This is a genomic window from Pelagerythrobacter sp. Soil_C_18 (genome assembly GCF_057657235.1).
Genome location: NZ_JBDGIU010000001.1, coordinates 1144624 through 1165077 on the forward strand (window position 1 = coordinate 1144624; position 20454 = coordinate 1165077).

The 20454-nt window shown below is 66.6% G+C and carries 20 protein-coding genes; 5 read left to right on the forward strand and 15 right to left on the reverse strand.

Going from position 1 to position 20454, the window contains the following annotated elements; all coding sequences use genetic code 11:
- Positions 1-60: 60 nt before the first annotated feature.
- Positions 61-1074, forward strand: a complete 1014-nt coding sequence (locus AC3A5N_RS05340; RefSeq protein WP_487736256.1) for a GDP-mannose 4,6-dehydratase — start codon at positions 61-63, stop codon at positions 1072-1074.
- A 6-nt stretch (positions 1075-1080) separates the two neighbouring features.
- Here the strand turns inward: AC3A5N_RS05340 and wecC are convergent, their stop codons facing one another.
- From wecC to AC3A5N_RS05390, 10 genes are all read right to left on the reverse strand, one after another.
- Positions 1081-2382, reverse strand: a complete 1302-nt coding sequence (gene wecC / locus AC3A5N_RS05345; RefSeq protein WP_487736257.1) for a UDP-N-acetyl-D-mannosamine dehydrogenase — start codon at positions 2380-2382, stop codon at positions 1081-1083.
- Between the two features lie 108 nt (positions 2383-2490).
- Positions 2491-3612 carry a non-hydrolyzing UDP-N-acetylglucosamine 2-epimerase gene (gene wecB, locus AC3A5N_RS05350; protein ID WP_487736258.1) on the reverse strand — a complete coding sequence of 374 codons (1122 nt, stop codon included), beginning with the start codon at positions 3610-3612 and terminating at the stop codon, positions 2491-2493.
- Between the two features lie 35 nt (positions 3613-3647).
- Positions 3648-4262 (reverse strand): hypothetical protein, encoded by a 615-nt coding sequence (locus tag AC3A5N_RS05355; RefSeq protein WP_487736259.1) that lies wholly within the window; start codon positions 4260-4262, stop codon positions 3648-3650.
- Positions 4263-4367: 105 nt separating this feature from the next.
- Complete coding sequence (locus AC3A5N_RS05360) at positions 4368-4889, reverse strand: demethoxyubiquinone hydroxylase family protein (protein ID WP_487736260.1); 522 nt, start codon at positions 4887-4889, stop codon at positions 4368-4370.
- Positions 4886-5365 carry a disulfide bond formation protein B gene (locus AC3A5N_RS05365; RefSeq protein WP_487736261.1) on the reverse strand — a complete coding sequence of 160 codons (480 nt, stop codon included), beginning with the start codon at positions 5363-5365 and terminating at the stop codon, positions 4886-4888. Before AC3A5N_RS05365 ends, AC3A5N_RS05360 begins: the two co-directional genes overlap by 4 nt.
- A gap of 11 nt (positions 5366-5376) precedes the next feature.
- Complete coding sequence (locus tag AC3A5N_RS05370) at positions 5377-6720, reverse strand: S41 family peptidase (RefSeq protein WP_487736262.1); 1344 nt, start codon at positions 6718-6720, stop codon at positions 5377-5379.
- A gap of 79 nt (positions 6721-6799) precedes the next feature.
- On the reverse strand, positions 6800-8023 hold the full coding sequence (locus tag AC3A5N_RS05375) for a murein hydrolase activator EnvC family protein (RefSeq protein WP_487736263.1): 1224 nt from the start codon (positions 8021-8023) through the stop codon (positions 6800-6802).
- Between the two features lie 4 nt (positions 8024-8027).
- Positions 8028-8450, reverse strand: coding sequence for a 23S rRNA (pseudouridine(1915)-N(3))-methyltransferase RlmH (locus AC3A5N_RS05380; protein ID WP_487736264.1), 423 nt, complete (start codon positions 8448-8450; stop codon positions 8028-8030).
- 179 nt (positions 8451-8629) lie between these two features.
- Positions 8630-9022 carry a ribosome silencing factor gene (gene rsfS / locus AC3A5N_RS05385; protein ID WP_487736326.1) on the reverse strand — a complete coding sequence of 131 codons (393 nt, stop codon included), beginning with the start codon at positions 9020-9022 and terminating at the stop codon, positions 8630-8632.
- Positions 9023-9100: 78 nt separating this feature from the next.
- Positions 9101-9769 (reverse strand): nicotinate-nucleotide adenylyltransferase, encoded by a 669-nt coding sequence (locus AC3A5N_RS05390; protein ID WP_487736265.1) that lies wholly within the window; start codon positions 9767-9769, stop codon positions 9101-9103.
- Positions 9770-10035: 266 nt separating this feature from the next.
- Here AC3A5N_RS05390 and AC3A5N_RS05395 point away from each other — a divergent pair, with 266 nt between their 5' ends.
- Complete coding sequence (locus tag AC3A5N_RS05395; protein WP_487736266.1) at positions 10036-11193, forward strand: peptidoglycan DD-metalloendopeptidase family protein; 1158 nt, start codon at positions 10036-10038, stop codon at positions 11191-11193.
- A complete protein-coding gene (locus AC3A5N_RS05400) occupies positions 11186-11599 on the forward strand; it encodes a bactofilin family protein (protein ID WP_487736267.1) in 414 nt (137 codons plus the stop codon). The genes AC3A5N_RS05395 and AC3A5N_RS05400 overlap by 8 nt, the downstream gene beginning before the upstream one ends.
- Positions 11600-11732: 133 nt before the next feature.
- Here the strand turns inward: AC3A5N_RS05400 and AC3A5N_RS05405 are convergent, their stop codons facing one another.
- From AC3A5N_RS05405 to AC3A5N_RS05425, 5 genes are all read right to left on the reverse strand, one after another.
- Positions 11733-13448 (reverse strand): long-chain-fatty-acid--CoA ligase, encoded by a 1716-nt coding sequence (locus tag AC3A5N_RS05405; protein ID WP_487736268.1) that lies wholly within the window; start codon positions 13446-13448, stop codon positions 11733-11735.
- 159 nt (positions 13449-13607) lie between these two features.
- Positions 13608-14318 (reverse strand): DUF1013 domain-containing protein, encoded by a 711-nt coding sequence (locus AC3A5N_RS05410; RefSeq protein WP_487736269.1) that lies wholly within the window; start codon positions 14316-14318, stop codon positions 13608-13610.
- Between the two features lie 115 nt (positions 14319-14433).
- A complete protein-coding gene (locus AC3A5N_RS05415; protein ID WP_487736270.1) occupies positions 14434-15510 on the reverse strand; it encodes a glycosyltransferase family 4 protein in 1077 nt (358 codons plus the stop codon).
- Entirely contained in the window at positions 15507-16406 is a 900-nt protein-coding gene (locus tag AC3A5N_RS05420; RefSeq protein ID WP_487736271.1) for a UDP-2,3-diacylglucosamine diphosphatase, read from the reverse strand. The genes AC3A5N_RS05415 and AC3A5N_RS05420 overlap by 4 nt, the downstream gene beginning before the upstream one ends.
- Positions 16407-16552: 146 nt before the next feature.
- A complete protein-coding gene (locus AC3A5N_RS05425; RefSeq protein WP_487736272.1) occupies positions 16553-17560 on the reverse strand; it encodes an NAD(P)H-quinone oxidoreductase in 1008 nt (335 codons plus the stop codon).
- 92 nt (positions 17561-17652) lie between these two features.
- On the opposite strand from AC3A5N_RS05425, the gene AC3A5N_RS05430 reads away from it, so the two are divergent.
- Positions 17653-17856 carry a DUF1192 domain-containing protein gene (locus tag AC3A5N_RS05430; protein WP_487736273.1) on the forward strand — a complete coding sequence of 68 codons (204 nt, stop codon included), beginning with the start codon at positions 17653-17655 and terminating at the stop codon, positions 17854-17856.
- Positions 17857-17966: 110 nt separating this feature from the next.
- The gene (gene clpA / locus AC3A5N_RS05435; protein ID WP_487736274.1) at positions 17967-20336 is read left to right on the forward strand and encodes an ATP-dependent Clp protease ATP-binding subunit ClpA; all 2370 of its coding nucleotides are present in this window, start codon (positions 17967-17969) and stop codon (positions 20334-20336) included.
- Positions 20337-20454 lie beyond the last annotated feature (118 nt).

The window sequence follows — 20454 nt, forward strand, 5'->3', positions numbered from 1 at the left end:
CTGCTATGGCCCGTCCTGTCGGGCATCTGCGGGACTCCAAGGGACACAGAGGAACAATTAATGCGTAAAGTGCTCGTCACCGGCAGCGCCGGCTTCATCGGCTTCCACCTGTCCAAACTGCTGCTCGAGGAAGGTTTTGCCGTCGTCGGCTACGACGGCATGACCGACTATTACGACGTCAGGATCAAGGAGCGGCGGCACCAGATGCTGCTCCAGCACGAGCATTTCAGCGCGCACATCGGCATGCTAGAGGACTTCGAGAAGCTCCACGCTCTCGCCATAGAGGAGCGGCCGGACGTGATCGTCCATCTCGCCGCGCAGGCCGGCGTGCGATATTCGCTCGAGAACCCGCGCGCCTACATCGACGCGAATATCGTCGGCACGTTCAATGTGATGGAGTGCGCGCGCGAACTCGGCGTCGAGCATCTGCTGATGGCCAGCACAAGTTCGGTTTATGGCGCGAACGAGGAGATGCCATTCGACGAGCGCGAGAAGTGCGACACGCAGCTGACGCTCTACGCCGCGACCAAGAAGGCGAACGAGTCGATGGCGCACAGCTACGCGCACCTGTGGAACCTGCCGACAACCATGTTCCGCTTCTTCACAGTCTATGGCCCGTGGGGCCGCCCGGACATGGCGCTGTTCAAGTTTACCAAGGGCATTCTCGATGGTACGCCGATCGACATCTACAACCACGGCGATATGTACCGCGACTTCACCTACGTGACCGACTTGGTGCGCGGAATCCGCCTGCTGATCGACGCCGTGCCGGAGCGCCCGGAGAGCGCCGGCGACATCCCGGAGCATGACAGCCTCTCGCCCGCGGCACCGTTCCGCGTCGTCAATATCGGCAACAGCGACAAGGTCCGCCTGATGGACTTCGTCGAGGCGATCGAAGCCGAATGCGGGCGCGAAGCGGTGAAGAACTTCATGGACATGCAGAAAGGCGACGTGCCGGCCACGTGGGCCGATGCAACACTGCTGCAGGAACTCACCGGCTATCGCCCGCAGACCGACGTGAAGGAAGGTATCCGGCAGTTCGTTGGCTGGTATCGTGACTACTACGGCGTCTGAGGCGCGCTAGCTTGCCAGTCGTAGCCCCGGTCGCTCAACGGTAGCGGCGGCGTCCGGCCAGATCCCGCGTGTGTCGTAGATCAGCGCGTGAGAGCGTTCTTCGTTCGGGACCACTCGGAATATATCGTGGTCGACGAGAACGATCAGGATGCCGCACGTCTCGAGTGCGGTGTCGAGGTCGATCAGCGCTGCGCCGGTGCCTTCGAACTCGATCGGTAGTTCGGCGGCATAGGGTTCGACCACGTGAACGCGTTCACCGAACCTGCGCGCCAGTCTGCCCGCCACGAAGCGCGCCGGACTTTCGCGGAAGTCATCGATGTTGGCCTTGAATGCGAGCCCCAGGCAGGCGACCGACACGCCGGGGTTGTCAGCGATCAGCTTCTCCGCTTGCGCGACGACGTGATGCATCTTGGCGTCGTTGGTGTCACGTGCAGCACGGATCATCTTCGCCTGTTCGGGCGCGCCATGGACGATGAACCATGGATCGACCGCAATGCAATGGCCGCCGACGCCCGGGCCGGGCTGGAGGACATTCACGCGCGGGTGGCGGTTGGCGAGGCGGATAACCTCCCACACATCGAGGCCCATGTGATCGGCGATCATCGACAGCTCGTTGGCAAAGGCGATGTTGACGTCGCGGAAGGCGTTCTCGACCAGTTTGCACATCTCGGCGCTGCGCGCGTCGGTGGTGATGCAGGTGCCGCGCACGAAGCGCTTGTAGAAGGCGAGCGCCTTTCGCGCACAGCGCGGGGTGATGCCGCCGATCGAGCGGTCGTTGTTGGTGAGCTCTTCGAGAATGCGCCCGGGAAGCACTCGCTCGGGGCAATAGGCGATCGCCACGTCCGGCGTGTCGCACGTCAGTCCGGGAAGCTTGAGGTCGGGACGCAGGCCGGCGAAGAGATCGCGCATCGCGTCGGTTGTTCCGACTGGCGAGGTCGACTCGAGAATCACGATATCGCCCTTCTTGAGCACGCCCGCGATCTCTGTGGCCGCAGCCATGACATAGGAGATGTCGGGCGTGTGCTGCCCGTCCTTCTCGAACGGCGTGGGTACTGCGATCACGAACACGTCGGCCGGCTGCACCTGCCTCGACGCCTTAAGCAACCCGCGCTGGACCACCCCGCGCACGAGACCGTCGAGATCGATTTCCTCGATATGGATCTCACCACGGTTGATGGTTTCGACGACCGCTTCGGAAACGTCGACCCCGGTCACCGGGCAGTTGGCCCGCGCAACTATCGCCGCCGTCGGCAGGCCGATATACCCCAGGCCGATGACACAGACTTCCGGTTTTTCCTCGCCGCGCATGGCCGCTCCGTTTGATACTCGTCTGCGCGCGACGCCTAACGCGGAGGGGTAAAGATACCGGTAACGATGGAGCGCTTCCGGTCGCGACCGGAAGCGAACGCAGGCGAGTCAGGCCGCCAGGAGCTCAACGATCCGCTGAGCCGCCCGTCCATCGCCGAACGGATTATGAGCGCGCGCCATGGCTTGGTAGGCTGCGGAATCGTCGAGCAGGCGTTCGGCTTCTGCAACGATGCGGTCGGCATCGGTTCCGACGAGCTTCGCCGTGCCGGCCGCGACCCCCTCGGGCCGTTCGGTCGTCTCGCGCATGACGAGCACCGGCTTGCCCAGTGCGGGCGCTTCTTCCTGCACACCGCCGCTGTCGGTCAGCATGAGATCCGCGATATCGAGCAGTCGTGCGAAATGGGGATAGTCCAGCGGCTCGATCAGCGCGACATTGTCGAGGCCAGCGAGTCGCTCGTTCATCACAGCGCGAACGTTGGGGTTGAGGTGCACGGGGAAGATCACCGCCACGTCGCGGCGCGCCGCCAGACGCGACACGGCATTCGCGATCGACTCCATCCCCTGCCCGAAGTTTTCGCGCCGGTGCGTGGTCATTCCGATGATCCTGCGGCCGGCGAAGCGATTTTCCAGCGGCATCAGGTTCGCGGCGAGCAGGGGCTCGCGGGCGATCTTGCCCGTTATCCAATGCAGCGCATCGATCACCGTGTTGCCGGTGACGTGGATCGCCGCGGGATCGACATTCTCCCGCCGCAGCGCCTCGGCTGCGGTTTCGGTCGGTGCGAGGTGGAGCGCGGCGAAGCTGCCGACGATCTTGCGGTTCACTTCCTCCGGCCAGGGATGGTGGATATCGCCGCTTCGCAGCCCCGCCTCGACGTGCGCGACGGGGATCTTCCGATAGTATGCCGCCAGCGCGCCCGCCATTGCGGTCGCGGTGTCCCCCTGAACCACCACGACATCCGGCCGTTCGATATCGAGCACTTGGCCGATACCCAGGAGCAGCCGCGCGGTCAGGGCGTCGAGCGTCTGGTCCGGCTGCATCAGGTCGAGATCGTGATCGGGCGAAATGCCGGAGATCTCCAGCACCTGGTCCAGCATTCCGCGATGCTGCCCTGAGACACAGACGCGGGAGACGAAGCGTTCGTCGCCTTCCAGCCCGTGGATAAGCGGGAACAGCTTGATCGCTTCGGGCCGGGTGCCGAAGACGGTGAGAATGGTGCGCCGCGTGGTCATACCGCCGGCCTTAGCGCAGGAGAGTTAACGCCGCCTCAGCTTTGCGGCGTTTCCTGCGGTTCAGGAGCGTCCATGATCGGCTCGGCGTCTTCGCTGGGCAGGATTTCGGGGTTCTGCTCGTCGGGCAGTTCGGCTTCGCGCTCACGTTCGAGGCGTTCCATGTATTCGCGTTCGATCTGCTCGACGCGTTCCTGCTCGGCAGCGGCCGATTCGTCGATGGTGGACAGGCGTTCCGCGCGAGCGGCGGCGATGAGTTCGCTGAAGCGGACGCTCGCGCTCGTCGCCTGCTCGCCATAGGCGCGGCGGATCAGGTCCTGGGTACAGCCGGTGAAACCGCCTGCGCCGGCGGTGGAGCAGGAGAGCGTACCGAAGTCGCCGATCATCTCGAGCGATTCGACGCGCCGGGTCCAGGCTGTGTTCGCGGGGTCGTCGCTGGAGCGTAGTGTTTCCGGGATACGGAAACGCTCTGATTCGGGCAGACGGGCAACGACGCAGATTTCCCCTTCAGGGCACGGCGGCGCGGCATCTTCGCCATAGACGACCGACATGCGTACATCGTCAGGAACGTCCTCCGCGGTCGCCTGTGCCGCGAGCGGACTGGCGAATAGTGCGGCGCCGGAAAGCGCGAATGCAGCGAAAAGCGACTTCATGCGATGGCTATCCTAATCTACGTGGCCCATCACCCCTCGGGCGCAGGCCGTGAACTCTATATGAAGCGTGCGGAGGGCGAAAGCGGTTCCCGCCCCGGGGCCCCGTCAGACCCGTTCGGCTAGCTTGACCGCAACGCGGCAGCCGAGGCGGATGGCGCCGGTGAGCAGCGGATAAGCCGGCGCCCGTTCTGCCCCTGCGGCGAGCGCGGCGTCGCGGTGTGCGCGCTCGTCCTCGCGGAACTCGTCGACCATCGCCGCGAGCTCGGGATCGGCGCCGCTTTCCGCAAGCCGGTCGAGCTGCTGCGAATAGTGGCGGTCGATCTCTTCTTCGACCGCCGCGGTGCAGGCCATGGCCGCCTCGGGCCCGATCAGCGCCGTGCCCGCGCCAAGCGCGTACCCCGCTGCCGACCAGAACGGCTGTAGCGCAGTCGGACGCACACCGCGCCGCGCCATTAGAGCGTCGAACTTTGTCCGGTGCCCTTTCTCCTGCTCGGCCATTTCGGCGATCTCGGCCGCGTGCGGGCCGCGGTCCCCGATGACGTCGAGCTGCCCCTGGTAGATGCGCGTGGCGCCGAACTCGCCCGCCTGGTCGACGCGGATCATCCGCGCGATATCCTGCTTCGTCATGACCTGCGCCGCTCCTTCGCCAGCAACCAGAGGATCGCGACGCCGCCGGCACCCGAGAGGAGGAAGTTCCATCCTGCCAGCGAAATGCCCGCCAGCGTCCAGGGTGCCTGATCGCAGCGGACCATCGGCGCGTTCATGATCGCTTGCAGCGGGTCGCCGGTGCCGGCCTCCGAGGTGACCGCACAGGCCGTCACGCCTTCCCACCAGCCGTATTCGACGCCGGCGTGAAATGCACCGATTGCGCCGGAGGCGAGGATGGCGAGCGCTGCCAGCGCGATCCACAGTCGCCGGGGCGCCGCGATGGTCGAGAGCAGCGCGAGTGTGAGCGCGGCGAAATGCGGCCAGCGCTGCCACCAGCACATCTCGCACGGATAGAGGCCGAAGCCGTACTGCGAGAGATACGCGCCGGCGAGCAGCAGTGCGGGCACGCCCAGGGCAAGCCGTTGGGCCAGCCGGCCATGGGGCGTTTCGATCATCGGCACGCGCCCTACCTCCGGCGCACGAGAGCGGTCGGTGCGGTGCGGCGAAGCGTTTCGAGCGCGTAGTGGAGCTGGTAGTCCTCGATCCCCTGCTCCTTCAGCTCGTCCGCAGTCATCGTGAAGCGCGGATCCTCGCGCAGGTCACGCTCGAGCTCTTCGTCCTTGAGCGCGGCTTCGTTGACGAGGTGCCCACGCAGGTCCGATTCGCGCAGGATGAACTTCGCCCGCTTGGCCAGGTCCGGATCCGAAAGCTGCGGCACCGCGATGTCGGGATCGATCCCGCCTTCCTGCACCGAATGGCCCGCCGGCGTGTAGTAGCGCGCGGTGGTGAGCTTGAGCGCGGCGTCGGGCCCGAGCGGCAGAAGCGTCTGCACGCTGCCCTTGCCGAAGCTGCGCTGGCCCATGACCACGGCGCGGCGATGATCCTGCAGAGCGCCCGCGACGATTTCGCTGGCGGAAGCCGAGCCGGCATCGATCAGCACCACCATCGGCACGTCCTTGGCGATCTGCCCGCGATAGACCGTTTCGGCGTTGTAGACGTAAGTCTCACCCGCAGCACGGCCGCGCTGCGAGACGATGCGCCCTTCCTCGAGGAAGAGGTCGCTCAACGCGACGGCTTCATCGAGCGAGCCGCCGGGGTTGGTGCGCAAGTCCAGCACGAGGCCGCTGAGGCCCCCGGGCGCTTCCTTGGAAAGCGCCTCCCAGGCGGAGAAGACGTCGGCCCCCACGTCGCGCGAGAACTCGTTGACCATTATCACGCCGATATTGCCGGGCTTGAGCTCGTGCGTGACCGGCTCGAGCTCGATCAGTCCGCGCGTGACCGTGACGTCGAACGGTTCGTCGCGCCCGGGGCGGAAGATCGTCAGGCGGATCGAGGTGCCGGCGGGTCCGCGCATACGGGTGACCGCCTCGTCGAGATCGCCCCCGTAGATCAGTTCGCCGTCGAGATGGGTGATGTAGTCGCCGGCCTTGAGCCCGGCCTCCATCGCCGGACTACCGCGGAACGGTGAGATGATCTTCACCGCGCCGTCGTCCATCTGCACGGAAAGCCCGAGCCCGGTGTAATTGCCGTCGATCATCGTTTCGAGCCGCTGCAGGTCCGACCCGTCGAGATAGGCAGAATGCGGATCGAGGCTGGCGAGCATGCCATCGATCGCGCCGCGGATCAGCGTCTCGTCGTCGACCGGCTCGACGTAGCTGGCCTTGATCCGCTCGTACGTCGCGAACAGGCGCGCGAATTCGGAGCCGGCACGGCCATCCACCTGCGCGATGCCCGCGGTCGTTGCCGGAATGAGCGCCACCGCGGTGACAAGCGCAGCCGATCGGGCGAGATCGGCGAATTTGATGGCCATAAAGCCTCCTTTACGAGAACGCTTTTATCGCGCGCGCGGGCTTAATGCCAGATGAGGATACGGTCCGGCTCCAATCGCGCTACCCGACATAATCGAGCGGGTTCATCGGCGTTCCGTCACGCCTGAGTTCGAGTGTCACGACCGGCGTCTCCACCGCCGCCACGCCGAGCGGGGCGCCGGAGACGAGCGTCTCCCCGGCATCGACGTCGATGCGCGCAAGGCCGGTGACGAGGCTGGTCCATCCTCCCTCGTGCTCGATGATGACGATCCGGCCGTAGCCGCGATAAGGGCCGGCGAAGGCGACCCGGCCGCTGCTGGGGGCGACGACCTGCGCGGCGGGGCGCGGCGCCAGCGAGAGGCCGTTGCTGCGCAGGCCTGCCGACGACACTGCGCCGAAGCCGGCCACGGTCTGCCCGACCACGGGAAGCTGGAAATCGTCCGGCGGCGCCGTCGCCGACGGGATGGGCGTCGGCCGGGCAGTAGCGGATATCCGCGCCGATTCGGGATCGGCAGGCCGAATAAGGGGCCCCGGAAGCGCAGCAAGTTCGCGGCGCAGTACGCTAACGTCATCAAGCCTTGCGATGAGCGCGTCGAGATCGCGCGCCTCCTCCGCCAGAGCGAGCGCCCGATCGGCCTCGCGGGCAGCGACGCCGGTTGCGCGACGCGACGCGAGCCGTTGCCGGCTTTCGAGCCCGATCAGCCTCTGCCGTCGGGTGCCGAGCTGCGCCTCGCTCTGACGCAAGGCCGCGAGAGCCTGCTGCGCTTCGGTCTCGAGCCGCTGCCCGCGCGCGATCTCCGTGCGGAGGGCAGCGGTGCGCTGGTGCACCTCGGGAATGGTCGTCTCGAGCAGGGCGCGCAGATAGACCGTCTCGCGCAGCGATCCCGGGCGCAGGGCCGAGAGCGCGAGCGGCCGGCGCGCGAACTTCTGCAACGCGGCGGTGAGGCGCAGCAGCGGCTCGCGCCGCTCGGCCAGACGCATGTCGAGCTGCCGCCGCTGACCGTCGATCAGCGCGATCCGCGCCTCCGCAGCGGCGATGTCGGCTTCCGCCTGCTGGATACGCGCGGCGAGCGCGGCTGCCTCTCGCGCCGTCTTCTCCGCCGCCTCCGTCGCGGCGCGCGCTTCGGCTTCGAGCCGCGCCCCGCGCAGTTCGGCGGCCCGCGCCTCCCGCTGCGCCTCGCGGAGTGCGGCACGCGCGTCGCCGGGATCGAAGAAGCCGTCGGCCCGCTGCGCGGCAGCAATACCGCCGATCGCACCGCCGGCGGCAGTCATAATCAGGACGAGGATCGTCACGCGACGCGGCATCGCGCTACCCTGCCCGATGGTAGGGGTGTCCGGCAAGAATTGCGGTGGCGCGGTAGAGCTGTTCGAACAGCATGGCGCGTGCCAGCAGGTGCGGCCAGGTCGCCTTGCCGAAGGCCAGGAGAAGGTCAGCCCCGGCGCGTTCCTCCGCCGAATGACCGTCGGCCGCGCCGAGCACGAAGCGCGCTTCGCGCACGCCCTCGTCGCGCCAGCGCCCGAGCAACGCGGCGAAATCTTCTGAGGAGAGCTGCTTGCCGCGCTCGTCGAGCAGAACGGTGCGCACAGGGGGCTGCGGATCGGGCACTTTGCCCCCGGTCTCAGGCAGTTCGGTGGATCTGAAAGGCCAGGTCAGCCGCTTCTCGTACCGCGCCACCAGCTCGGCTTCAGGCGATCGCCCGATCTTGCCGCGCGCCACGACATGCAGAAGCATCCTTCGTGGGCCTCAAGCGCCGGCGGCGGCATGCGCCGCCTTGGCTTTCCTCGCACCCTGCGGGTGCTGCGGGTAGCCCTGCAGGTGGCCTCTGGCCATCTGCACCTTCGGCTTCGATTCCGGCCTTGCGGCCCTTCGGGCCGGAGCCGGAGAAGCAGCACGCGAGGTCATGCTGTGTGTCAGGCGGTTCCGGCGGCCACGGGCGGAGCGTCGCCGAAGGCCCACATGCGTTCCAGGTTGTAGAAGCTGCGGACTTCCGGGCGGAATAGGTGGACGACCACGTCGCCCGCGTCGATCAGCACCCAGTCGGCCTGCGGCAGACCCTCGAGCCGTACGGGCCCATGGCCTTCCTGCTTGACCTTTTCGGCGAGCTTCTGCGCGATCGCGGCCACCTGGCGGGTCGAACGGCCCGAAGCGATGACCATGTGATCGGCAATGCTCGACTTGCCCGCGAGCGGAATCGACACGACGTCCTGCGCCTGGTCGTCCTCCAGTTGCGTGAGGACGAGCGCGTGAAGCGAGCCCGGCTCGGCTTCAATCACCGGCGGATGCCGCGAATCGTGCTCGGGCATGGATGTTTGCGCCTGGTTCATAGGCGGATATTGCGCTCCTGACGGTTGCGAGAGAAAATGCGAGGGCGGCGATGCGCATCATGGCGCCTGCGCGCGCTCCCCGCGGGATGTGGGGACTATTCGGCGAAATGTAAGCTGATCGCGCGGCGGTACCTGCGAGTAACGCCCGGCCCACTCGGGGTCGGCACGGCGGATGGCCGTGGCCGATCGGGGATCCGGATCGAAACGCAATGTCACCAGGCTCGGCGCACTCCAGTCGCCCCTGTTCCTGAAATCGGCAGCTTCGACCCGATGTCGACGCAACCATGCCATCGCGGGGCTTGCGAAAGCCTCGCCATCATAGCCGGGCCGGGCAATCACCGCAATCGGCATCGCACGCGCTATGCCGCGCCAATCCTTCCACTGGTGGAACTGCGCGAGATTGTCCGCCCCCATGAGCCATATGAACTGACGGTCCGGATAGCGCCGGATCAGCGCCCGCAGCGTGTCGACGGTGTATCGGGTGCCGAGTTCGCGCTCTATTGCGGTGACACGAATCGGCGCGCGGCGCGCCTGCCGGATCGCCGACTTCACCCGCGCGGGCAGCGGAGCCATTCCGGCCCGGGGCTTGAGCGGATTGCCGGGCGAGACGAGCCACCAGACTTCGTCCAGCCCGAGCGTCTCGGCGGCAAAGAGCGATATCCGGCGGTGCCCGCCATGGGCGGGGTTGAAGCTGCCGCCGAGCAGACCGATTCGGCGGGCGCGCATCAGGGGGAGATCGGCCTGGAACGGCCGCTTGCAATCGAGCCCATGGCGCATGGCCTAGCAGCGGTGGCAGGGCCTGTCAGGCGCGGATTCGTCCGCCGGGAGTTGAGCCCATTTGTGAAGAACTCGGGTTAATTTCGTAACCTGGAAACGATTCAGCCCGCGAGTCGTTCGATTCGCCCTTTTGCCTTGTCTCACGATTCGACCCGCGGCGGCTCGCGTGGTAGCGGCCCCGCCGGGATAAAAGGACGGCATAGGGGTCGTAATTGGTGACTAGCTCAACCGTAGGCGGATGGGTGGACCGCCTTCGGGCTTGGTTCCCGGATCGCGAATTCTTCATGCGATCCCAGGGACAGGTCCGTTTCATCCGAATTTCATCGCGCGTCCAGATGACCGCCGCGGCGATCGCCTCGGCGGCGTTCGTCGCATGGATGGTCAGCCTCGCGATCATGGGCTGGAACCAGTTCCGCGCGGAAGCGGACCGCATGTCGCTGCTCGAGCGAGAGGCGAGAGTCGCGACTTCCGAAGAGCGGCTCGACACCTACGGTGACGATCTCACCGCCGTCGCCAAGGATCTCGAGCAGCGCCAGACGGTGCTCGAGGAAATGGCCGAAATGCTGCCCGACGACATCAAGGGACAGGCGCCGGTCAGCGATTCGACCGGAGAGGCGGCAGAAACCGTCGCCAAGGTCAGCGCAGTCTTCCCCGAAGCGCGGTCGCTGGCCCAGATCGAAGCCCGCCAGCTCGCGCTGGTCGAGAAGATGACCCGCTTCGCCGACCATCGCGCCGAACGCGCCGCAGAGGCGATGCGCACGCTCGGGCTCGATCCTTCGGCGATCCTGCGCTCGGCTCATCGGGACGCGATGGGTGGTCCGCTCGAACTGCTTGCGACCGGTGCCGACGGCAAAGTCGATCCGCGTTTCGAGCGCCTCGGCCTCAGCCTCGCGCAGATGGCCGCCCTTGAGCAGGGCCTCGATGGCATTCCGCAGTTCGAGCCCGCCAATCTCAAGTACATCTCGTCGGGCTTCGGCTATCGCCGCGATCCGTTCACGGGCCACGGCGCAATGCACAAGGGCCTCGATTTCCGCGGCCCCGTCGGCGCCCCGATCTTCGCCGCGGCGGAAGGCCGCGTCAGCTTCGTCGGGCGCAAGTCCGGCTACGGTAAAGTGGTCGAGATCACCCACGGCAACGGTCTGACCACCCGGTACGCCCACATGTCGAAGTTTTCCGCCAAGGTCGGCCAACAGGTCGACACCGGCGACGTGATCGGTGCGATCGGCAGCACCGGCCGCTCGACCGGCCCGCACCTCCACTTCGAAGTCCGCATCAACGGCCGCGCGGTCAATCCGCGGCCCTTCCTGGAGACAGCGCCCGATGTTCTCAAAGAAGCCAGAGCCCGAGTCGGCGGGAGCGATTCCGATGGCTAGACCTTCCGCCCCTTCCAGCTCGACGTTCTCCGTGATCGGCGCCGACGTCACCATCAAGGGCGACGTGTCCGCCTCCACCGAGCTTCACGTCGACGGCCGCATCGAAGGCGACATCGCCTGCGAATCGCTGGTGCAGGGCGAGACGAGCGTGATCGAAGGCGCGATCAGTGCCGAGACCGCACGCCTGGCCGGCCGGATTTCCGGCTCGATCACGGCGCGCCATCTCGTCGTGCTGAAATCGGCCCGGGTCGAAGGCGACGTGAACTACGACGCCCTGACCATCGAGCAGGGCGCGCAAGTCGAAGGCCGCTTCGCCCACCGCGCGCCCAACCAGCGCGGAGCGGAGAAGCCGGTGTCGCCCGTTTCGAGCGACGACGGCGAACCGAAGCTGACGCTGGCGACCTGAGACTTAAGCCGCCGGCGACAACTATTCCCCGTCGCCCCCGCTAAGGCAGAGTCCCGACCAACATTGGCGAAAGTGAACGCCGCGCTTTGCCGGGGCGGCGCTGTCACCACCGACCGAGTGCCTTCGGGTGCGGTCAGCCAGCCCCTGCTGCAGGGGCGACGTCGCCGGGGTCATCGCCGGCCGCGACCTCAAGCACTTCGGCGCGCAGGGCCTTGCGGTCGAGCTTGCCGATCATCGTCTTGGGCAGTTCCGCGCGGATGACGACGCCGGAAACGCGCTCGTGCTTCCCGACGCGGGCGTTGAGCCAGGTCTGGAGCTCGGCAGCGGTCGCTTCGGCGTCCTCGGCCAGCGTCACGTAGACCCGGGGCGTCTCTCCGCGATAGGCGTCGGGAACGCCGATCACGAGCGCTTCCTTGACCGCCGCGTGCTCGAGCAGCACGGCTTCGACCTGGCTCGGGAAGACCTTGAACCCGCCGACGGCGATCATGTCCTTGATCCGGTCGACAATGGCGATGAAGCCGTCCTCGTCGATCTCGGCGACGTCCCCGGTGCGCAGCCACCGCGTGCCGCCCAGATCGGCGAAGGCGTTTTTCGCCGCGTCCGGGCGGTTCCAGTACCCTTGCATGATCTGCGGTCCTGCGATGACCAGCTCCCCCGGCTCGCCGTCGGGTGCGGGTTTCGTGGGATCTTCCTTGTCGAGCAGCATCACGCGGGTCTGCGGGATGACCTGTCCGATCGTGCCCGGCTTGCGCAGCCCGGTGTAGGGATTGGTCGAGACCACGCCCGAGCTCTCGGTCAATCCGTAACCTTCGACCAGCCGTGCGCCGCTCGCCGCCTCGAACTTTTCGCGCACCGGTGCGGGCAGCGGCGCGCCGCCCGAGATCGACACCTTGAGCGAGGAGAAGTCGGTCCTGCCGATCCGCGGATGGTCGAGCAGCGCCTGGAACATTGTCGGCACGCCGGGAAAGGCGGTGACGCGGGTGCGCTCGATCGTCTGCAGCACCTGCTTCGGGTCGAACCGCGGCACCATCGCGATGCAGGCGCCTTTCGCAACCGTCCGGTTGAGCACGCAGGTGTTGGCGAAGACGTGAAACAGCGGCAGCGCACCCATGATGACGTCGGGCTCGTCGCGGTCGAACGGGTCGATCGCATCGACCTGCATCGCGTTGATCGCCAGGTTGGCATGCGTGAGCATGGCGCCCTTGGGCCGCCCGGTCGTGCCGCCGGTGTACTGCAGCAGCGCGAGATCGGCGGGCGAGAGCGCGACGGGCGCAGGCTCACACTTGGGCAGCATGCCGGCCCACTCTAGGATATCAACCCTCGCCGGGATGGCTGTTATGCTCTTACGGCCGAGCAGCTTGAGCGCGGCCCGCTTCAGCGGCGTCAGCATCGTCCCCAGGCGGCCGACGACGAGCGTTTCAAGCGGTGAGCGGTCGAGCACCTCCAGCGCGGTCGGCAGCAGGCTCGCGGCATCGATCGTGACCAGCATACGGGTACCCGAATCCTCGACCTGCTGCTTGAGCTCCTCGACCGTGTAGAGCGGCGAAAAGTTGACAGCCACCGCACCGGCCATCATCGCGCCGTAGTAGGCGGAGACGTAGATCGGCACGTTGGGCAGGAACAGCCCTACCCGGTCTCCGCGCGCAATGCCGAGTTCCTGCAGGCCCGCCGCAAAGCGCCGCGCTTCCTGATATAGCGCTCGGTAGGAATAGACCCGCCCGAGGAAGTCGACCAGCGGTGCATCGGGCCGCCGCTCCGTCGTTCGCGCAAAGAGGTCGGGGAGCGCCACCGGTTCGAACGGCGTGTCCCACGGGGCGGCATGCTGATAAGGCGCCTTACTGACATCCATGTCAACATGGATGCGCGAGAGCGTGCGCGAGGGCAAGGACTTTCTGAAGGCGATTCGGTCCCACAAGGGACAACGCGCAAGTTCACACCGTCATTCCAGCTTTCACGGGATGACGGGAGGAGCAGAAGATCGAGCCCGCCGCAGCGGTGCCCGGCATCCTCAGAGCTGTTCGTCGCCTTCATTCTCGGCGGCGCGGCGGGCTTCGAGCCAGGCGGCGGCTTCGGCTTCCTGGGCGGCTTCGGCAGCAGCCTTCTCGTTCGCGTCGCGCTCGGCGCGCAGTTCGGCGATCAGCTTCTCACGGTCCGTGCCCGAATCGACCACCGGCGCAGGTGCTTCACCGTCGGAGCCGGCCTTCTTCGCCGCCTTGGCGACAACCGCGTCGAGCTCGCGCTGCGAGCACAGGCCGAGCGTCACCGGATCCTTGGCCTGGATGTTCTGGATGTTCCAGTGGCTGCGCTCGCGAATCGCCGTGATCGTGTTGCGCGTAGTGCCGATCAGCTTGGAGATCTGCGCATCCGAAATCTCCGGATGGTTGCGCAGGATCCACGCGATGCCGTCGGGCTTGTCCTGCCGCTTCGACACCGGGGTGTAGCGCGGGCCCTTGGTCCGCGTGACCTCGACCGGCGCGCGCTGCATCTTGAGCGCATAGCCCGGATCGGCCTGCCCGCGCTCAATCTCCTCCTGCGTCAGTTCCCCCGAGTGGATCGGGTCGCGGCCGGTGTACTTGCTGCCTGCAAGATCATCGGCCATCGCCTGAACTTCGAGGATGTGCAGGCCGCAGAAGTCGGCGATCTGCGTGAAGCTGAGCGAGGTGTTGTCGACCAGCCAGGTGGCGGTCGCATGCGGCATCAGCGGGGTGGGTTGCGCCATGATCGAAACTGTCCTGAAAATATAAGGGCCGCCCCTCGCGGAGCGGCCGTTGCACAGGCGATTTAGGCGATGCGTCATGCGAGGGCAAGCTTTTCAGCCCTCGCCCTCCGGAAGCTCAGGCGGCGAGCGGCTCCGCGTCGAGCGCGGCGAGCCCGGCGAGGAACTGATCGGTCGCCGCATCCCACGAATAGCGCGCGCCCATTTCCGCGCAATCGGCACGGTCGCTGAACAGGGCGCCCGCGATCGCGCGGTCGAGATCTTCGGACAGCGCACCGACCCGGTGAGTGACGATATCGCGCGGCCCCGGCACCGGAAACGCCGCAACCGGCGTGCCGCAAGCGAGCGCTTCGATCATGACCAGCCCGAAAGTGTCGGTCCGGCTCGGGAAAACGAACACGTCGGCATGAGCATAGCACCCGGCCAATGCGCGGCCGCTTCGGCGCCCGAGGAAATGGGCGTCGGGGAACTTAGCGCTGAGTTCGGCGAAGGCCGGACCGTCGCCGACGACCACCTTGGTCCCCGGATAGCTGCCGGTGAGGAACGCCTCGAGATTCTTCTCCACTGCAACGCGGCCGACGTAGAGCTGGATCGGACGCGGGAGACCTTCGAACTCTGGCGGCGGCGGGGCGTCTCGATTGAAGCAGGTCAGATCGACCCCGCGGCTCCAGGGATGGAGGCGGCGCAGTCCCTGCCCCCGCAGCTCCTCGCGAATGCTCTCGGTTGCGACCAGCACCTGGCGCGAAGGCGCATGGAACCAGCGAATGTAGCGCCAGAACAGCGCCGGCGAGAGGCCGGTGCGCCGCGCGACGTATTCGGGAAACTGCGTGTGATAGGCCGTGGTGAAGGGAATGCCGCGCACCGTGCAGAACCGTCGTGCCGCCAGACCGAGCGGCCCTTCGGTCGAGACGTGGATCGCATCGGGTGCCAATGCCGTGAGCCGCCGCCCGACCGCGCCGGGCAGCGGCATGGCCAGGCGAATGTCGGGATAAGTCGGGCAAGGCAGCGAGCGGTAGCCCTCGGGCGAGATCACCTCCACCTCGTGCCCGCGCGAGCGGAGGATATCGCAGGTCGCCGCCAGGGTGCGGACCACGCCGTTCATCTGCGGCGCCCACGCATCGGTGACGATGGCGATCCGGTGCGGATAGGGCCGCACGGTGTCCGCTTCGGCCACGACTGCCTCCATCCGGCTCATGCCGCCGCCTTGCGAGCGGCCGAGGCCACGACGTCATACCGTGCGCGGCGCGCCATCTCCTCGGGCCAGTGGAGCAGTTCCATGCGCCCGTCGAAGTGCTCGACCAGCGCGGTGCAGCCTTCGACCCAGTCGCCGTCGTTGTAGTACTCGATCCCCTCGAAGTTGCGGATCTCCGCCGTGTGGATGTGGCCGCACACGACCCCGTCGACGCCCCGCTCGGCGGCGGCGCGGGCGACGATCTCCTCGTAGCGGCCGATGAACTCGACCGCGTTCTTGACCTTGTGCTTGGCGACCTTCGACAGCGACCAGTAGGGTAGCCCGAACGCCTTGCGCACGAGATTGACCCAGCGGTTCAGGCCCATGAGCAAGTGATAGAGCACGTCCCCAACCACCGCGAGCCAGCGGTGCGCGAGCATGATGGCGTCGAACTCGTCGCCGTGGAGCACCATCAGCCGGCGCCCGTCGGCCGTCTCGTGGAAGGCTGCGCGGTGTATCTCGACCCCGCCGAAGTTCATGCCCGAGAACGGGCGCAGCATCTCGTCGTGGTTGCCCGGTATGTAGACGATCCGCGTTCCGCGCTTGGCGCGCTTGAGGATGCGCCAGACGACGTCGTTGTGCTCCGCCGGCCAGTAGACCTTCTTCTTCAGCCGCCAGCCATCGATGATGTCGCCGACGAGGTACATCGTCTCGCTGTCGGTGCTGTCGAGAAAGTCGATCAGCATCGCGGCGTTGCAGCCCTTGGTCCCGAGATGGATGTCGCTGATCCAGATCGTGCGGAACTTTCGCCGCTTGCCGTCGACCGGTTCGGGAATCGCACTCCTCACGGGCGGCAGACTCGCCACCGCCGCCAGTTCGGCCAATCCGCCTGGAAGCCCTTTGATCCGTTCTTCGCCCATCGCCCGCACTCCGCTAGCGAATGCATTTCACGTCAGGCACATGACAGGCAATTGTTACAGGCGATTCACGGTTCGGTGACCGTTCGGGGAAAGCGTGACAGTTTCGCGTCAGTCATTTGGCACGAGAAAAGATCCCAGCGCCAGCATCAGCTTCCCACTTCCAGCACGATCTTGCCGATGTGGTCGCCCGCTTCCATCCGCGCGTGGGCCGCCGCGGCTTCGTCGAGGGGAAAGGTCCGATCCATCACCGGGCGCAGCTTGCCCTCTTCGAACAGGGGCCAGGCATTCTTCTCGATTTCGCCCGCGAGCAGCGTCTTGAACGCGTCCGATCGGGGGCGCAGGGTCGAGCCGGTGAGCGTGAGGCGGCGGCTCATCACCACCGCCATGTTGAGCTCCGCCCTGGGCCCGCCGAGCACCGCGATCGTCACGTGCCGCCCATCTTCCGCGAGGCATTTGAGGTTGCGCGGCACGTAGTCGCCCGAGACCATGTCGAGCACCAGTTCGACGCCCTTGCCGCCGGTGAAGGCCTTCACCTCCTCGACGAAGTCCTGCGCGCGGTAGTTGATCGCGAGGTCCGCGCCCAGGTCCCGGGCGGCGGCGCACTTCGCCTCGTCGCCGCAGGTGACGATCACGGTCAGTCCGAAAGCCTTGCCGAGCATCGTTGCCATCGTGCCGATTCCGCTGGTGCCGCCGTGGACGAGCAGCGTCTCGCCCTCGCGCGCCCAGCCGCGCTCGAACACGTTATGCCAGACGGTGAACAGCGTCTCCGGAAGCGCCGCAGCCTCGGCCAGCGGCATGCTGTGGGGCACGGGCAGGCAATGGCCGATATGGGCGAGACAATATTCGGCGTAGCCCCCGCCGGAAACGAGCGCGCAAACCTTCTCGCCCACGTAGTCCTCGGGCACGCCCGGCCCGACCGCAGCGATCGTGCCGGAAATCTCGAGCCCGGGTATCGGAGAAGCGCCGGGCGGCGGTGGATAGTTGCCCTGGCGCTGGATCACGTCGGGCCGGTTTACTCCGGCATAAGCGACGCGAATCAGCACCTCGCCCTCTCCCGGCTGCGGAACCGGGACCGTCTCCGGCCGAAGCACGTCCGGCTTCCCCGGCGCGTCGTATCCGATCGCGGTCATCTCGCGTGGCAGGTGCGCCGTCATTCGCCTTCCCCCTGTGGCCGTGCCGTCACGCATGCGCACCTAACGCGCTGCCCCATTGACAGCAAGCGCGCCGCCTTGCGACATTGCAGCCGATGGATGAGGACGATCGTCCGCGCCCTCGGGGTGACGCTGCGAGCAAGCTCGCCGCCGAAGATCTTTCGCCCTACTCCCAGGACGAGCTGGCCGAGCGAATCGCCCTGCTCGAAGCCGAGATCGCGCGAGTCGAAAAGCACCGGCTGAGCGCCGCGGCCCATCGCAATGCGGCCGACGCGCTGTTCCAAAAGCCGGGCTCGTGAACCGCCCGGTTCTCAATCCGCGGTGCCGCTCCCATATAGGCCTGGTTAACAACGCCCGGTTACATTCCCACAGTAGGGAAACCCCGCTTTTCGCCACGAAAGTCCGCTAGATGCCCAGCTTCGCCCAGACCCTCGAGAAGACCCTCCACGCCGCGCTCGCCAGCGCGAGCGAGCGGCGGCACGAATATGCCACGCTCGAGCACTTGCTGCTCGCGCTGGTCGAGGATGAGGACGCGGCGCAGGTGATGACTGCGTGCGGCGTCGACCTCGACGAGTTGGGTGAGGCGGTGCGCCAGTATCTCGATCAGGAGTACCAGTCGCTCAAGACCGAGGACGAAGGCGATCCGCAGCCGACCGCCGGCTTCCAGCGGGTGATCCAGCGCGCGATCCTGCACGTGCAGTCGAGCGGTAAGGACACCGTGACGGGCGCCAACGTGCTCGTCGCCCTGTTCTCCGAACGCGACAGCTACGCGGTCTATTTCCTGCAGCAGCAGGACATGAGCCGGCTGGATGCGGTGAGCTTCATCAGCCACGGCATCGGCAAGGGCGGCAAGCAGCTCGAAAGCCGCGCACCGCAGGGCGCCGACGAAGCCGGCAAGGCGGAAGAGAAGGCCGACAACAAGAAGGAGACGGCGCTCGACCAGTTCACCGTCAACCTCAACGCGCGGGCCGAGGCCGGCAAGATCGACCCGCTGATCGGCCGCGGGCCCGAAGTCGACCGGACGATCCAGATCCTCTGCCGCCGGAGCAAGAACAACCCGCTCTACGTGGGCGATCCAGGCGTCGGGAAGACGGCGATCGCCGAAGGCCTCGCGCGCAAGATCGTCGAAGGCGAAGTGCCCGAAGTGCTCAAGGACGCGGTGATCTATTCGCTCGACATGGGCGCGCTGCTGGCCGGCACGCGTTATCGCGGCGATTTCGAGGAGCGGCTGAAGCAGGTCGTCAACGAGCTCGAAGGCATGCCCGACGCGGTTCTGTTCATCGACGAGATTCACACCGTGATCGGTGCCGGCGCGACCAGCGGCGGCGCGATGGACGCCTCCAACCTGCTCAAGCCGGCGCTGTCGAGCGGTGCGATCCGCTGCATCGGCTCGACCACCTACAAGGAATTCCGCAACCACTTCGAGAAGGATCGCGCATTGCTGCGCCGGTTCCAGAAGATCGACGTCAACGAACCGACGATCGAGGATACGGTGAAGATTCTGCGCGGCCTCAGGACCGCGTTCGAAGACCATCACAACGTCAAGTATACGCCCGATGCGCTCAAGACGGCGGTCGAGCTCTCGGCGCGCTACATCAACGACCGGAAGCTGCCCGATAAGGCGATCGACGTGATCGACGAGGTCGGCGCGATGCAGATGCTTGTGCCGCCGAGCCGCCGTAAGAAGAAGATCACCGCGCGCGAGATCGAGGCGGTGATCGCGACGATGGCGCGCATTCCGCCCAAAACCGTCTCGAGCGACGACAAGAAGGCGCTCGAAAACCTCGAACGCGACCTCAAGCACGTCGTCTTCGGGCAGGACGGGGCGATCAAGCGCCTTTCGACCGCGATGAAGCTCAGCCGCGCTGGCTTGCGCGATCCGGACAAGCCGATCGGCAGCTTCCTGTTCACCGGGCCGACCGGCGTCGGCAAGACCGAGGTCGCGCGCCAGCTTGCCAGCATCATGGGCATCGAGCTGAAGCGCTTCGACATGTCCGAATATATGGAGCGCCACTCGGTCAGCCGCCTGATCGGCGCGCCCCCGGGTTATGTCGGCTACGATCAGGGCGGCCTGCTGACCGATGCGGTCGACCAGAATCCGCACTGCGTGCTGCTGCTCGACGAGATCGAGAAGGCGCATCCCGACTTGTTTAACATCCTGCTGCAGGTGATGGACAACGGCCGCCTGACCGATCACCATGGCAAGACGGTCGACTTCCGCAACGTCGTGCTGATCATGACGACCAATGCCGGTGCGGCGGACATGGCAAGCCAGGGCATCGGCTTCGGCAACGTCAGCAAGGAAGACGCGGGAGAAGAGGCGGTGAAGCGCATGTTCACGCCCGAGTTCCGCAACCGACTCGATGCGATCGTACCCTTCGCCTATCTCGGCAAGGCGACCGTCGCGCGGGTGGTCGACAAGTTCATCCTCCAGCTCGAGCTCCAACTCGCCGAGCAGAACGTGCACATCCAGTTCGACAAGGATGCGCGTGGCTGGCTGGCCGAGAAGGGCTACGACAAGCTCTACGGCGCACGGCCGATGGGCCGCCTGATCCAGGAGAAGATCAAGCAGCCGCTGGCCGAGGAACTGCTGTTCGGCAAACTCGCCGACGGCGGCGAGGTCCATGTGAGCGTGAAGGAGGGCAAGCCCGCCTTCGAACTCACGCCTGCAGCGCCCAAGGCCAAGCCGAAGCGGAAGGCGAAGAAGGCGCCGGTGACGAAGAACGCCCCGACGCCGGAAGCCGACGCCAGCGAGGGCGTGGACAGAGGCGAAGAGTAAGCTCGCGCAGAACCGCGGAGACTCTTCACCACCTGCGATCCAATGGCGGACCGCGGTAACGGGCGGAGGCTCACTGCGCCTCCGTCCGCACCAGGCCTCTGGAACCGCCCGGCATCGC

Excerpts from the sequence above, each read along its gene's own strand:
- AC3A5N_RS05355 (WP_487736259.1), bottom strand. The coding sequence starts at position 4,262 with ATGAAGTCGCTTTTCGCTGCATTCGCGCTTTCCGGCGCCGCACTATTC.
- AC3A5N_RS05420 (WP_487736271.1), bottom strand. The coding sequence starts at position 16,406 with ATGGGCGAAGAACGGATCAAAGGGCTTCCAGGCGGATTGGCCGAACTG.
- clpA (WP_487736274.1), top strand. The coding sequence starts at position 17,967 with ATGCCCAGCTTCGCCCAGACCCTCGAGAAGACCCTCCACGCCGCGCTC.
- AC3A5N_RS05415 (WP_487736270.1), bottom strand. The coding sequence starts at position 15,510 with ATGAGCCGGATGGAGGCAGTCGTGGCCGAAGCGGACACCGTGCGGCCC.
- AC3A5N_RS05400 (WP_487736267.1), top strand. The coding sequence starts at position 11,186 with ATGGCTAGACCTTCCGCCCCTTCCAGCTCGACGTTCTCCGTGATCGGC.
- AC3A5N_RS05360 (WP_487736260.1), bottom strand. The coding sequence starts at position 4,889 with ATGACGAAGCAGGATATCGCGCGGATGATCCGCGTCGACCAGGCGGGC.
- AC3A5N_RS05390 (WP_487736265.1), bottom strand. The coding sequence starts at position 9,769 with ATGCGCGCCCGCCGAATCGGTCTGCTCGGCGGCAGCTTCAACCCCGCC.
- AC3A5N_RS05430 (WP_487736273.1), top strand. The coding sequence starts at position 17,653 with ATGGATGAGGACGATCGTCCGCGCCCTCGGGGTGACGCTGCGAGCAAG.
- AC3A5N_RS05380 (WP_487736264.1), bottom strand. The coding sequence starts at position 8,450 with ATGCTTCTGCATGTCGTGGCGCGCGGCAAGATCGGGCGATCGCCTGAA.
- AC3A5N_RS05340 (WP_487736256.1), top strand. The coding sequence starts at position 61 with ATGCGTAAAGTGCTCGTCACCGGCAGCGCCGGCTTCATCGGCTTCCAC.
- AC3A5N_RS05425 (WP_487736272.1), bottom strand. The coding sequence starts at position 17,560 with ATGACGGCGCACCTGCCACGCGAGATGACCGCGATCGGATACGACGCG.
- wecC (WP_487736257.1), bottom strand. The coding sequence starts at position 2,382 with ATGCGCGGCGAGGAAAAACCGGAAGTCTGTGTCATCGGCCTGGGGTAT.
- AC3A5N_RS05410 (WP_487736269.1), bottom strand. The coding sequence starts at position 14,318 with ATGGCGCAACCCACCCCGCTGATGCCGCATGCGACCGCCACCTGGCTG.
- wecB (WP_487736258.1), bottom strand. The coding sequence starts at position 3,612 with ATGACCACGCGGCGCACCATTCTCACCGTCTTCGGCACCCGGCCCGAA.
- AC3A5N_RS05405 (WP_487736268.1), bottom strand. The coding sequence starts at position 13,448 with ATGGATGTCAGTAAGGCGCCTTATCAGCATGCCGCCCCGTGGGACACG.
- AC3A5N_RS05370 (WP_487736262.1), bottom strand. The coding sequence starts at position 6,720 with ATGGCCATCAAATTCGCCGATCTCGCCCGATCGGCTGCGCTTGTCACC.
- AC3A5N_RS05375 (WP_487736263.1), bottom strand. The coding sequence starts at position 8,023 with ATGCCGCGTCGCGTGACGATCCTCGTCCTGATTATGACTGCCGCCGGC.
- rsfS (WP_487736326.1), bottom strand. The coding sequence starts at position 9,022 with ATGCCCGAGCACGATTCGCGGCATCCGCCGGTGATTGAAGCCGAGCCG.
- AC3A5N_RS05365 (WP_487736261.1), bottom strand. The coding sequence starts at position 5,365 with ATGATCGAAACGCCCCATGGCCGGCTGGCCCAACGGCTTGCCCTGGGC.